We start from the raw sequence: 14,177 nt of genomic DNA on the forward strand, positions 1-14,177 counted from the left end.
CGCTATGATTGGCTATATAGTGACAACCTGACCGGTCTACTCTACGCGCGCGCAAGCAAACATTACGCAGGGATTTGCGTATAGCTGATACCAGCCATTTGCGTCGCTACCCGTAAGACTTGAGTGCTGTAGCCTACTTCATTATCGTACCAAATATAAACCGTGGCATGATTATCAGTGACGATAGTTGCTTGCGCATCAACGATACCGACATGTTTAGTTCCTACAAAATCAGTAGATACCGCTTCTGTAGAATCAGTATAAGCAATTTGAGATTGCCAAGTGCTACTATTTGCCATGTCACGTAGGAAATCGTTAAGAGCATCGGCACCTTTTGGCGCAGTTTTTAGATTGAGATTTAAGATAGCTAAGCTGACATTCGGCGTCGGTACACGAATGGCGTTACCGGTCAATTTACCACTGAGCTCTGGCAAAGCTTTACCCACTGCTTTAGCCGCGCCAGTACTTGTAATCACCATGTTCAACACCGCACTGCGGCCACGGCGATCCGCTTTATGATAGTTATCAATCAAATTTTGATCATTAGTAAAGGAGTGAATAGTCTCAACATGACCGTTTTCGATACCGTACTCATCGTTTAACACTTTGAGCGTCGGGGTAATGGCATTAGTCGTACAGCTTGCGGCGCTAACGATTTTATCATCACCGATAGTGTCGCTGTTCACTGCATAAACGACGTTTTTGATATCGCCGCCAGCAGGAGCCGTTAACAGCACCTTTTGTACGCCTTTAGATTGTAAATGCTTACCTAAGCCGTCTTCGTCTTTCCAAATACCAGTATTATCAATAACAAGCGCGTTGTCGATACCATAAGCGGTGTAATCGATCTCACTTGGGTCTTTGGCATAGATAACTTGGACGAAACGACCATTGATTAAGATGCCGTTGTTCGCTTCATCAACACTAACACTACCGGTGAAACCGCCGTGGATGGAGTCACGCTCAAGCAGTGAAGCACGCTTAGCTAGATCGCCTGCAGGCGCAGGACGGACAACGATAGCTTTTAGTTGTAAACCCTTAGCACTTGAAGCCTGTGCTAATAATAAGCGAGTGAGAATACGACCAATACGACCAAAACCGTAGAGCACCACGTCAGTAGCGTCGTTAGTAGCGCCATTAGCGTTAGCAGCTTGTAGCGCTTGCTGTACATCGCTGTCGTTTGCAATGAGCTGACCGACATCTACGCTTGCTGCGGTAACATCGCTTTGTCCTAGCGTTTTTACGATGGCTAGCGTATCAGCAATAGCGATTGCTTTATCGCCATGATTGCGATTTGCTGACTTTTGATGCAGAGCCAATATTTGCCCTACCGAGTTAGTATCTAATGTCTCACCAAATAAAGTGACTTGTACATCTTGCTCATTATAGAGGGTATTGAGTAAACCCATCAGCTCAATAGCTTGTTGCTCTTGGTTATTATATTGGCTTAACTGGTCTTGATGTAATTGGCGTAAGGTATCAGCATTGCTCACAGGAAGCATCCTTATAGTCAGTAAATGAAGAAACAATAAAAGAGAGGAAGAGTGTGTTAGTTGATTATCCTTTGATGACCGCTACAAACAATAGAGGACTCAAAGGCAATAAATGGCGTAGATTTTAGCTCAAAACGCTTTATTTTGCCAGTACTAACCGCTTTGCTTGAAATAATATCACCTTATCGCCACTCTATAGCGCTATCGGCAGCTATACGACAAAAAAAAGCTTTTATCGCTTTTCGCCTTCCTTTATCTTATATACTACATGTCGAATCCTAGTGTTAGTATCTGAGGGTTCACAGCGTCAGGTTCAACCCTAAATCCATATCATCTGGTGTTTGAACTATTAGGCTTAATTCTTATAACCATTAACGTTTTTAGTTTAATACTGCCAAAAAGTATAACCTACTCCATAGTGCTTAATCTAAGTGACACTGCACCTGTTATTATATCATTCACTCAAGATCTCTAAATCTTATGGGATTAAGGTAACTGTTTGCTCAGCATGCGGTGTCAGAGTGAACTCCTTGAGATCATACCCTTGACCCTGTGCAATCTGACGATATTTGGCATAGGTCTGCTGAGTCACATTAGGTGAGCGAGCTAGTAACCACAGATATTCTTTATCTGGGGTGCCGACTAACGCCGTTTTATAATCGGCGTCACGCGCTAATACCCAATAATCAGCGCGACCAACAGGCAACCAGCGAATCCAAGTAGGAAGGAAAGTCACTTTTAATTTACTGCCGGTACCATCATCCGGCTTAGCTAAGCCTTCAGCGACGATTTGTGAGCCGTCTTTATCCAAACATTTATTCGTCACAATAATGCCAGAACCATCTGTCTTTTCGGTATAGTTAGCGGTTACATCGCTTGCGCAATTGCGCTGAAAGTACATAGGCAGGCGTCCTATCTCATACCAAGTGCCCACATATTTATCCAAATCAACGCTGTCTACTGTCGTAGGCTCAGTAGCTGACTTATGAATAATAGCCTCGGGATCAATACTTATCTCTGCTGTTTGATCCTTAGTTTCGTTGGTAGCATTTATTATCTGCGTAGGAGTCGCCGCATAAGCTGAAAACGCTGCTAGTGGAATAATAATAGCTAAAGCAATGCCAGTGTGCTTAAGAAGACTGGTCATAAAGACTCTCTCCGAAACTTCAATAGTAGTGGTTATAGTACTTTGATTATTGTGCAGCTTTTTATTGGCCAAATCAGGATTATCTAGCGCTACAGTAGCCCCTAACTCATTATTAGTAGAGGGTTTTTTTACTTCTTTTTTAATTATGTCTTGGCTACTTTGCCCTAAGCTCTTTTGCTCTATAGCGCTATAAATATTTTGCTGATTATTAGTTTGCTCAGCATCATTTTGCATCTCGGTATCATTCTCCATATAGTGCAATAGCATTTCTTCTTCATCAGATACTAAAGCATTGCCAACAGCAGGCGTGGCTTTTTTGTAGCCACAACTGACATCACTAGTGCAACTAGGAGCACTGACTTGTTCACTAAGTTTATTGGCTTGCAGGATATTTTGCTCATAAGCATAACTTGCATCATTACTCGCAATTGAATTATTTGCACTCGATTGTGATAGGCCAGACTGCAACAAAGAGGAATAGCTATCATTTGCTGATTTTTGCGTAGCGAGCAATTTTTGAGTATTTTTAGCCTGATGACCGTTCGCCTGCCTGTCGTATGAGCTGTCATACGGGTCGGACTTAGGTAATGTATTGGCTTTCATAAGGTTACCGTGTTTATTCATTTATTGAGGTCTATCAAATAAGACACTCCTTTGATATTTATGCTATTAATGATAAGGACGAGTAGGCAAAATAAGTAGTGACGCTATGTATGAAAAAGCTACGGTTTGTAAAATACTCTGAAATTATTAACGCTATCAAATACATAGTAACCAGATAGTTGCCATTTATTAAATATAGGTAATGTTTTAGCCGTAGTGTTAAATTCCCTCTTTAAAAGCTGCGAATACCTGCGACAGTGTGCGCGCCGTATGTAGCCGCCAAATCGCTCATAGCCGGTGATAAACCGCCCAAAGCAATGACCGGTACATCGGCAAACGTGGCCATTAAGGACCATTGTTGCCAACCTAGCGGAGTCTGCTCTGGGTGTGTTTGCGTCGCTAATACGGGGGATAGAAAAATAGCGATAACCGGCGTTAATGACAGTGTTAGGCGCAAATTGGCCAGTTGATTGGCGGCAGCTATACTCTCAGCGTCATGACAGCTAATAATCAGCCCAGTAGTGCCCTGATCAGTAGAATTAAGTAAGTCTAAGACAAAGTCACAGCCTATCTTATCAGTAACACCATCAGAGCTAAAATCGGTATTATTTTTTGTGTGGCTATCTTGGCTATTATGCTGCTTTTGATATTGGTTAAACCACATCATCAGCTCCGATTGCGTGATGTGATAGGCAGATATTTGCAAGTAATCTTGGTTTAAAATCGGCTTGTTAGTGTTTGCACTTATACCATTATTTTCCAAATTATCTAAATCTATAGCACTACGTAAGCGGTAAGGAATAATGGCGCTAATATCGCTTCTAGCCGCAAGTAATTGCGTAATGATTTTGGCCTCTTTATAAGTATTATCTTCTTCTTGAGCAAGCTTAAGACGTAAATAACTCCAGCCTTGATGTGAGAGCTGCTGCTGATGATACTCTAGCCATTTTTGGGCTGAATCATTACCTAAATCCTGAGCAACATCTTCTGGCGGCATAAAATGCGCTAATGGATAAGTAATGCTGATATGCTCAGGCAGCTTGAGCCAAGCCAAAATAGTCTGGTTGGCAGCGGGCAGCGGATAATGATTGTTGAGTAATTGATCTTTATTGACCCATGTCAGCATTTGTTCCTCTAGGCCATACTCTTGCTGCCTGTAGTGCTGATACTGCTCAGCGCTTAGCTCAATTTTGTAAATATGCAAAGCGACCTGTTTATCACCATAGTCATGATGCAACCGCCCAAGCTTGAGCGCGATATTGTGGCTAATATCAAAGCCGGTCTCTTCCTTGACTTCGCGCAACAAAGCGGCAACTGGGGTCTCCTTAGCCTCTATTTTACCACCGACAAACTCATAACGGTCGCCTTGATGCTGCGCCCGCTTGCGATAGCCGAGTAGATATTGATCCTGATAATAAATAACAGCTACCGCGACATTGACGACATCTTTTAGGGGTTCGACTAAGGGTTTATTGAAAGTAGAATCGGAATTATGTGGCATGATGGCCCCTGATATTCAAAGTGTTCACAACTATTAAAAGGCTATTATTTATAGACAGTCATCATTGAAATGAAGTACCGTCTATGATTGAGCTAATCATCAAGCCTAAAATGATTTAATTCATAAAAGCACTTGCAAAAGCTTTTGATGTAAATGATAATTATTATCGTTAAGTTGATTTATTTATTGACGGTTTATTTTACTATCAAAAGGAATTTATTATGAGTCTGGTCATCTCTCGCTATCTAAACAACCGCGACAATCGTTTGCCCACCCTGCAGTCGCAGCATTTATTTGCTTTAACCAAAGAAGTTCGTATAGAGCATGAAGGGGAAGAATATCGTCTACGCTTGACTCGAAATAATCGTTTGATTTTGACCAAGTAGCTACTAAGATGATTTTTGGGCTGGGCGATACTTAGTTTCTTTTCAACTAAATATCTTTTTCAGTAAGCATCCTTTTAAATAAATATCTGTGCAAGTAAATATCTATCTCGCTAAATCCAAAAAAGGTAGTGACACTTGCGACTGTTAAATCCATAAAAAACGCCTTTAAACAAAGGCGTTTTTTATACGTATTAGAACTGCCAACTATAGACCACATCCACCGCATTTTCAGCAGCGGAGGTCGCTTCTAAGTAGACACGGCGAGTCAACTGATAACGCACCGAGAGACTGTTTTCGGCATTAAACACCCCTACCCCGTAACGAATATATAAGTCAGGTGAGATATAACCGGTAACATTGACATTGGTGTCATCACTATTGCCCGAAGCATCAACGGTTAAGCTTTGGAAACCGAAAGCTTGTCCAATCTGATTGGTCAAACTACGCGTACCACTCAAGCCAAAGTTAAGACCGGCTGCTGCCAAGTTATTGGTCACTTGCGATTTAAAGCCTTGCTCACTGATTTGACTAGGGCTACCGTCATTGATACGTCCTGTCACCAATGCATTCATCGCTTGTTGCTGTGTGAGTCCCGCATTATTAAAGACAATAATATTTGGGTTTTCAGTATTGCCTTTGACGCGTACGCCGACGATATTATCATCAATGATTTTGACCGCTTCGATACTGAGATCAGGCTTCATGACGTCACCATTGAAGCGAATCTGTCCGTAATTAAGCTCTAAGCTTTGGCCAAAAGCATCGATACTAGTACGCTTCGAGACTTGCACTACGCCTTTAGCACGCATCACGCCGCTGCCACTTTGAGTGATATTGATCGCTCCTGCTAGTGGTATAACGGCACCAAAACCACGGAAATTAATATCATCGCCCAAATCGACACCAATATCAGCATTAATTGACCAAGGCTTAGAAACTGCAAGAACCTCGTCAATGTTACCGATCAGACGCCTGTCGAGCACCACAGCATCTTCGGTTTGGGTGATGATATCTTCGCTAGCCTCAGGAGGACGAATCGTCGCGGTAGGCACACTTATAGCGCCTTGAATATTGACGTACTTATCGCTTGGGCGCACGATGATATCGATGTCTGGATTGACCTCTGCCGAGAGTAGCGGCGGCTGGGTCAGCACTAGACGCTCACCGATGATACTGAGCTTCGCCTGTAATTTTTGTTGCCAATTGACCGTCCCTGTGAGCTCACCTGTGCCAGTGCCACTATTAAAACTACCGTCTATCACCGCTTGGGTACCACGTATTTTGGCAGTGGTATTGACTTTGGTGAGATTCACCGGTAACCCAAGCATAGCGATACGGCCATTAGCCAGTTTTACATCGCCATAGAACTGCGGTTTGTCTAGGGTACCGCCAAGGCCACCTGCCATCGTGATATTACCCTCAAGCACGCGCATACCCGGAAAGAAAGGTTTGAATATCGCTAAGTTTAGCTCATTCAGTACTAAAGCGCCGGAGATAGGTTTAGGGTCTTTGTATGGATCTACGACAACCTCCGCATAGCCACGGGCGCCGCGACCGGTGTTGATATCTGTACGCAGCTTGATACCCTCAGGAACCGATAACGCAATCAGCGAGACGCGTTTATAAGGCAAACTAACAGGGTTCAAATCACCATCCTGAATCAGACCAATTTTGCCGTTGTCCGAATATAAAGTGGTATTAATAGTAGGAGCACGGCCTTGTTGCCAGCCCACTATAGCCTTACCATTTATCTTCGCTTGCCAATCGATATCTTTAGGCAAGAATACCGAAAACAGCGACGTATCGACATTTTGGATCGCTAAATTGACTTGACCGGCGTCGGCGGAAGCGATTAGGTTCTCCCGTAAGCATAGCTTGCCGCTTTGATCAGCGGCCTGCCAGCAATGCGCCGCCAGTTGTACTTTTAGTGGCTTACTCTCGCCTTGTGGCAGATTTACGATAAGCTGCGCAGGCTGTAGCTGGTTGAGCGTGGCATATTTAGATTTGACGCTACCATTTCCTATAGCGCCGCGCCATATCAGCTCGTCGCGGTTAAAGCCGCCTTTGAGCCGTGCCAAGACGTTAAGCTCGTTATTGGCCACATCGAGATTGACCACATGCGCCTGCTCAGTACCATTAAAGGTCGCTTTTACTTTTTGGAAGCTTTGACCAGCGACATCTAGGCCTTGGGCGCTAACTATCAGCTGACTTGGACTGTTGGCGAGATTAACCAGCTTACCGCGCACGCGCCCTTGGCGTAAAATAAACCCTGGCAAGGCAATGCGCTCACCCACTAAGTCAATATAAATCGTTGGCAAAGCTTGGCCTGCTGGCTGGGATAGTGTCGCCCCGCCGCTTACCTTTCCGGCTAACTGCTCGGATAGCTGATCTAAGCTAGTAATGTTGATTTTGGCTTGTAATTGCTTAGCATTACCATTAGCGGTTAAGTAGTTATCGCCCCAACGTAGCACCAAATCATTAGCATTAAGGCTATCAATTAAAGCGTTTACTTGTTTGTATTGAGTTTCGCTATCTTGAGCTTGCAGGCGTTCAAAGTAGCTACCCAAATCCTTTGGTAAGCTGAGCTTAGCAGACAAACTGCCTTTGGCACTTAGCGGTTGACCCTTGAGCATACCGCGCAGATTAATCTGCTGCAAGTTGATAATCTGCTGGTTTTCGCCCCAGCGTCCATCGGTTTTTATACTACCTGTGATGGTACTTGGGGTGTCCTTTAAGAAGTACCCTAAATTGAAGCGATCCATAGTGGCATTGATATCCCAAGCAATGCCTTGGCGCACGTCTACGCTGCCTTTGGCATCGATACTGCCTGCCGCGCCAACATGACGAAAGCGCCTGATACGAATCAGCTGCGCATTGCCACTAGCATCAATCGTCAGCTTACCTGCTGGCAGCTGCTCAGCATCTAATACGCCATCGAAATTGATAGCAAAGCGCTGCAGCTTACCTTGGCTACTAGCAGCCTTGCTTGTGGGCTGTTGCCACTCGCCACTAGTGACCAGATCACCGGTCAAGATCGCCGGATTATCAGGAAGGAAATAGCCAACATCAAAGTTATCGAAGCGCCCTGCGACGCTCCAGCCAATGTTGTTACGCAGATCGATAACGCCTTTTGCATTAACTGCGCCAGCTTCACCACTGTAGTTCAATTTGCGTATGCTGATCAATTTTGGTGTACCTGCTGCGCTTATCGATAAGAGGCCGTTGGGCACATCTTGGGTATCGACGCGTCCATCGAAGCGCGCGTCAAACACCGACAGTTCACCACCGATAAGGTCTATCTCGGCGGCGCCATTACCAGTAACACCGATAGCGCGCTGATTTTGACTAGCATCTAGCTGTGCTTGTAGATCGCTACTAGTAATGTTGACAATATGCCGCTGGCCTTTGACTCCGTTTTTGCTGATATTTAGCAAACGTCCGCGCGCGCTTAGGTTGCCTGTTAAGCGTTCAAGCGGCAGATCACTACGATATTGTTTCGGCAATAAACCCTTGGTACGCGCATCAATCTGCCAAGTCAGTGGGCGCTGATTGGTGGCTAATTGTATTTGCCCGGTGCCCGATAAGTCGCCGACGATACCCTGATAATTGAGACGATTGATATCGATGACGTTAGCGTTTTTGCGAATACGAACGTCATAATTACCTTTTGGTGCTGCATTGAGCTCATTGATGACAGCATTGGCATCGACAGATAAGTTTGAGCCGCGCACAATGACATCGGCACGGCCGCTTGGGCTATCGATATTACCAATACTTGGCACATCACGGCGCGTTAAATTCTGCCACATAGCATCAACATAGATAGGCGCTGGTTGCGTAGATTTCGCCGACGTTTTGCCGCGGACAATCTTGGCGTTGAGATGCTCGCCATCACGCTGACGTAAATCGGCATCGACTTGCAGGTTGCTAGCGCTATTTTTTTGTTGATAATGTAGCGATAGTCGACCATTAAGCGTCTGCGGCGCATAAGCTTTATAGTCGCTATACTCATCTGGAATCGCTTGACGGATATCAAAGCCATTACCGACAGCACGGATCTTGGCATCGAAGCTTTCACTCCAGTCCAATATCCCTTGTAAGGTTAGGCGACCTGCGGGCACATCCGCATCTAAACGATCGATACGTAGCTGACTATTAGCAATCACAGCACGGCCTTTATAACGGCCTGAAGGAATGTCTTCAGCGGTCAGCTCAGTATTGATGCGTAGTTGAATGTCTGAAACCACGCCAGAAGCGGTTGCCATACCATTTTTTAGATGAATATTTTGTGAGTCAGCATAGGGAATTAGCACATCATCCCAGCGCAGTTTGGCTTCAAATGGTGAACCTTCATCTAAGCCCTGCGCGACGAACTCGCCGCTGACATCACTATCATTATAGCGGCTACGAACTTCGCCTATCGTACGCTTTAAGGTACCGGTCGCTTTGACATTGAGTGGATCTATGTAAGCTTTTTCAAGGGCACTGACTTCAACAATAGCGCTCAGATCTAAAGGGTAATCGCCTTGTAGATCGATCTCACCTTGCAAAGCGCTAACTTTAACAATATCACTATAAGATAGATTACCGTTACCAACAGTGACCTGACTGCCGACCCAAGTCAAATCTCGCGCATTAATATTCTTAACAATGACGGGTTCTTTGGTCACTTGCTTGTAGACAATGGTTTTGATTCTAGCTTGATCAAAACGCAGATTGACTGGCAGCTTAAGGGTCTTATAATCGAACGGCTCACCGGTAGGTGGTTTAGTATTGATAATCTCGATACGCTGAATATCAGCATCACGCAAGTGCACTTCTTTGGCAAACACAGCGCGCCAACCTATTTTCACGTAAGCTTTATCTACTTTAATCTCAAGATCTTCGTTAGCCTTAATATCGATATCAGTAACCATGATACCGTCACGCAGATTACCACTACCATATTTGAGCTTGACGCCCGTTTCGCTACCGACTTTTTCTAATAAAAACTTAGTGCCTGCATCCGTACCTGCTGCATAAAAAAACACTGCGAACATCACAACTAAGACGATAGCGATCAGTGCTAGCAGCTTTAGCAAAAATGATAATGGATACCACCGACGCACCGCATGGGCATCTTTTTGCGCAGGATCTTCAGACGACGGGTCGTTAAGTGGGGTTTTATTATTCAACATGATACTCAATCAAGTAAAAAATTTATCAGCTCTTAAAAAGCGCGCCTTGCTTCGGCTTTCATTCAGCTTATAGCAACAATCGCTTCATTATAGTTTAGTTGGAAGGTCTTGGCTGACAGATTATAACGGCGAGCCGATAAAGAAATGCAGGCGTACTGGTATACTATCTTCTGTTACCCCTGCTGCCACATCGACTCGAACCACACCGACAGGGGACGCCCAGCGAATACCAACGCCGACCCCCACTTTAGTATCAGTCTTGAAGTCTTTATCATAAGCATTACCGACATCGGTAAATAACGCCCCACGAAAGCCAGGTCTAAATTCATAGTTATACTCAGCGCTACCGACGGCAAGAACCTGTCCACCAGTCAAATAGCCGTTTTCTAACGGTGATAGGCTCTCGTAGTCATAACCACGAATGCTCTGATCACCGCCAGCAAAGAAGCGCAGCTTATAGGGCACTTCAAAGAAGTCATCTGCCCAAATATAACCCGTATTGAAGCTGCCTAGCACTTGATGCTTATCATCCTCACCAAAACTATAAATCCCGCTGACACCAGCGCGAACAATCGCTAGATCAGTATCGCTAAGCACATTCTCTGCGCCGGCTTCAACACCATAATATTGACGGTAGCCGCTAGTGGGATTAATCGCATTATTGACGTCGGTTTTATTAATACCGTAACCAAATAGCAAAGCTTGCTGGGTGGGTTTGGAGGAAGTGAAACGTACCGGCAGATCTTCTAACTGGGTATCGTCAACACCCGTTTCGAGCTCGTCCAAACGATAACGTACTGAATAGCTCCTATTCCAGCCACTCTCTTTGCGGATATTTCTAGCCAAAGCGGCCTTTACAGTGTTAGTCGATAGATCAAAGTTCCCTTCTCCTTGATCGATGACTTCCTCTTCGTAGGTCAGACGCGCCTCTAACTTATCGTTAAGCGGATGCTTCCAAGGGCGACTACCATAAACGGTCACATTTTTACTGATGCGTGAGGCTTCTACTTCCGCACCGGCTTGATAACCCTTGCGATTGACGAGATTATAATCAATTTTTGCGGTAGCACGCACATCGGTATCGGTACCATAACCTAGACCGACTTGCGCATCACGCGGCTTATCAGCAGACACAAACACGTACAATGGAATTTTTTTATTGTTAAAGACTTCTTCAGGGGTCAGACGATTGGCTAAAGTGGGCGGTACAAAATCCTCATCGATAATGGACTCTTCTTCGGGGAATATCTTCTCGGCAATATTACTGATTGAATCGCTGATTTTTCCTAAGAAGTTCTCAGCTTCTTCGTCTTTTTCATCCAATACTCGATCATTGGGTAGGCTACTTAAACGATTGGCTTTGGCTTTGATCTCTTGTAATTTATTTTGTGTTTGTTCATCGACTGTGAACTCAATAGGAGCGATGTCAGCGGCATCAACGGTGGCGCCACTATTAGCATCGATACTTTCAGTAACAACCTCATTGCTATCAGTATTATTAGCGCGGTTATCACGACTCTCGCCAATGAGATCAGTATCGCTAGCGACTACGCCTTCACCATTAGCTCCGTCACCATCACTCACATCATTGTCTAACTCGCCATCCTCTGCATTGCCTGACTGATTAGGGACATTATCAAAAGCCAGCGTGCTGCCGGCGCTACGCTCATCGGGTGGCAGTAAGCTCTCAACGTTGATCGTATTGAAGTAGCGAGTTGCCGCTAGATCATTGCTTAATTTAGTCACATCAGGACGATAAAAAGGATCGCCGGCTTCAAAGTGTAGCAGCTGACGCAATAAAGGCAACTCTACGGGTAGCTTATCAGGGTCGCGGGTAAGTGTACCTGTGGCCTCATCGTAAGTAAAAAACACCACTTCATCGAAGTCATAACGCACTCCGGTATCATAAACTAGTGATATATCGGCTTTATTATCTGGCAAAATAATGTCAACCGATTTATTCAACCAATACTCATCAAAGTAGCCATAAGTACGGCTTAAAGCTTCAAGAGCTGCCTTGCTATTTTTATAAACTCTATGGTTAAAGACATCGCCCTCTGCCGGTAGCGCCGTTTCTTCTAGAGTTTTGAATTCAGCTTGCTCGCTCCCTTCACCGCGGATGTTCACGATGCGACTATCGACGGTCACCGGCTCACCAAGTTTTTCGATAATCACATCGATACTATTGGCGTCCGGCTGGCGCAGTTTGAGAGTAACATCGTAATAGCCTACTGCTTTTGCCGCATTTAAAGCGGTCTCACGCAAGCGCGGCAGGGCTGCGGTAAAATCGGTTACCGACTGAACGGTAGTATCATCGATAGCGGCTTTGATATTATTAATCGGCTGAATGTCTTCATCAGCTTTGATCAGTCTTGGCGTAGCACTGGTAGCATTATTAGAGCCAGTAGCTGCTTCTTGCTGCAGATACACAGTGGTCTCGACGCGCGGCAACGCTGCTACGCCGCCGTTGAATAAGCGATTATACAACCGTTTTACGATACCGCCTTCATTACGAGCTAATGGCTTAGATTTATTCGCTTGAATAACACCTTCAGTGACGGCATCCGCATTGTCTTCTGCTTGATAATCTGGCAGATAGTCATCAGGATTAAGATCGCCACTCTGATCGCCATTTTGAGCAACCGTCACCTCACCATCGCTAGCCTCGATTTGCGCCTCAGCAATGGTGTCATCAGCACCTGTCACTGAACGGTTATCTTGCTGAGTCAGTACTTGCTCAGGGTTATTTTGTTCGGTAATGTCAGCACCATCATCGACTCGGCCACTACTAACAGAGTCGCTAACCTCAATAGGACGCGCCATAATCTCTGCAGTTTGCGCCTGCTCTTCAACGCTTTGTGCGCGGTTTAAGGTTTCAAGATTGTTGGGCGCAGGCAAAGCCGCAGAATCGATTTTTGGGTCTAAGCCTAAGGGTAATTGCTGACTATCTAGTCGAGCAACAGGCGCATTAAAGCCTTCATTGTTATCAAAATTATCAAACCGGCTCTCTAAGTTATTACTGTTGGAGCTATTTTGATCGCTACTGAAACCCGCGTCGAAAATACCACCTAAACCATCAGTATCGCCATTATTGAAACTCTCCATAAAAGAGTCATTCTCAGCGTCCAAAGCCGCAAGCTCCCGGTCAATTTGCTCGGGGGTCATCATCTGATAACCTTGCTGCTGTATGGCCGTTGCCTGTCGTTGCAACTCCGCATCGCTATCGAAATCTTCGTTATTCGTTTGCGATAAATCTATTTCATTATCATTGGTATTGTTATTATCGTTGGCTGCACTATTAGTAGTAGAGTTGTCATTAGCGCTAATAGTGTCACTTTCAGCATCATTGCCCGTGTTGTCTCTCATACTAGAGTTACTATCACTAGCACGACTCTCCTTATCTTGCTTTCTTTGTTCGCTGAACTCATCGAGTACCGATTTATCGATTTCGCCCTGCTCAAAATCTCTTCTTAGTCGCAAAGCTTCTAAAGTAGCATCAAGATCCGCTTCTGAGTCAAAATCAATAAGGATATCCTCTGAATCGTCTTGTGTTACATTATTCTGAGAGTTGCTTTGAACTTTAGTTTGCGTGTTAGTCGCTGTAGGATTTTCAGCCATTTCTTTTCGAGGAGCGGTCTCAGCGGCACTGGCAGAAGCCATCCCAAAACCAACCAAAACACTAGCGACGGCGCTAAATAAGGCGGTTCGGGCAAAATAGTGACGTGCACCAACGCTTGAGTGCTGAGCACGCGTGTTTATTACCGCCAACCGACTAGAGGGAGATGACGGAATGGTGCTGGACAAATGAAGGTCCGACACTGGTATTGAAGCGCGGTGCAATGAGGGGTTACTTCTCATGACTAATACTAT

At 44.9% G+C, this 14,177-nt stretch carries 6 protein-coding genes; 1 reads left to right on the forward strand and 5 read right to left on the reverse strand.

What is annotated here, in order from left to right:
• Positions 1-62: 62 nt before the first annotated feature.
• The 3 genes from ACS8E3_RS08130 to ACS8E3_RS08140 form a co-directional block, all read right to left on the reverse strand.
• Complete coding sequence (locus tag ACS8E3_RS08130) at positions 63-1,502, reverse strand: glyceraldehyde-3-phosphate dehydrogenase (RefSeq protein ID WP_439243059.1); 1,440 nt, start codon at positions 1,500-1,502, stop codon at positions 63-65.
• Between the two features lie 469 nt (positions 1,503-1,971).
• Positions 1,972-3,243, reverse strand: a complete 1,272-nt coding sequence (locus ACS8E3_RS08135; RefSeq protein ID WP_439243061.1) for a lipocalin family protein — start codon at positions 3,241-3,243, stop codon at positions 1,972-1,974.
• Positions 3,244-3,475: 232 nt separating this feature from the next.
• Positions 3,476-4,744 carry an NUDIX domain-containing protein gene (locus tag ACS8E3_RS08140; protein WP_439243063.1) on the reverse strand — a complete coding sequence of 423 codons (1,269 nt, stop codon included), beginning with the start codon at positions 4,742-4,744 and terminating at the stop codon, positions 3,476-3,478.
• 221 nt (positions 4,745-4,965) lie between these two features.
• Between ACS8E3_RS08140 and hemP the strand changes: the two genes are divergently transcribed.
• Complete coding sequence (gene hemP / locus ACS8E3_RS08145) at positions 4,966-5,130, forward strand: hemin uptake protein HemP (protein ID WP_084212668.1); 165 nt, start codon at positions 4,966-4,968, stop codon at positions 5,128-5,130.
• Between the two features lie 191 nt (positions 5,131-5,321).
• Here the strand turns inward: hemP and ACS8E3_RS08150 are convergent, their stop codons facing one another.
• Positions 5,322-10,307, reverse strand: a complete 4,986-nt coding sequence (locus tag ACS8E3_RS08150; protein ID WP_439243066.1) for a translocation/assembly module TamB domain-containing protein — start codon at positions 10,305-10,307, stop codon at positions 5,322-5,324.
• Positions 10,308-10,427: 120 nt separating this feature from the next.
• A complete protein-coding gene (locus ACS8E3_RS08155) occupies positions 10,428-14,165 on the reverse strand; it encodes an autotransporter assembly complex protein TamA (RefSeq protein WP_439243068.1) in 3,738 nt (1,245 codons plus the stop codon).
• Positions 14,166-14,177: the final 12 nt, after the last annotated feature.

This window comes from Psychrobacter sp. 2Y5 (genome assembly GCF_051847375.1).
Taxonomy (GTDB): domain Bacteria; phylum Pseudomonadota; class Gammaproteobacteria; order Pseudomonadales; family Moraxellaceae; genus Psychrobacter.

Bases quoted from the DNA above. Each gene is read 5' to 3' on its own strand.
- ACS8E3_RS08155 (WP_439243068.1), bottom strand. From the start codon at position 14,165: ATGAGAAGTAACCCCTCATTGCACCGCGCTTCAATACCAGTGTCGGAC.
- ACS8E3_RS08135 (WP_439243061.1), bottom strand. From the start codon at position 3,243: ATGAAAGCCAATACATTACCTAAGTCCGACCCGTATGACAGCTCATAC.
- ACS8E3_RS08130 (WP_439243059.1), bottom strand. From the start codon at position 1,502: ATGCTTCCTGTGAGCAATGCTGATACCTTACGCCAATTACATCAAGAC.
- ACS8E3_RS08150 (WP_439243066.1), bottom strand. From the start codon at position 10,307: ATGTTGAATAATAAAACCCCACTTAACGACCCGTCGTCTGAAGATCCT.
- hemP (WP_084212668.1), top strand. From the start codon at position 4,966: ATGAGTCTGGTCATCTCTCGCTATCTAAACAACCGCGACAATCGTTTG.
- ACS8E3_RS08140 (WP_439243063.1), bottom strand. From the start codon at position 4,744: ATGCCACATAATTCCGATTCTACTTTCAATAAACCCTTAGTCGAACCC.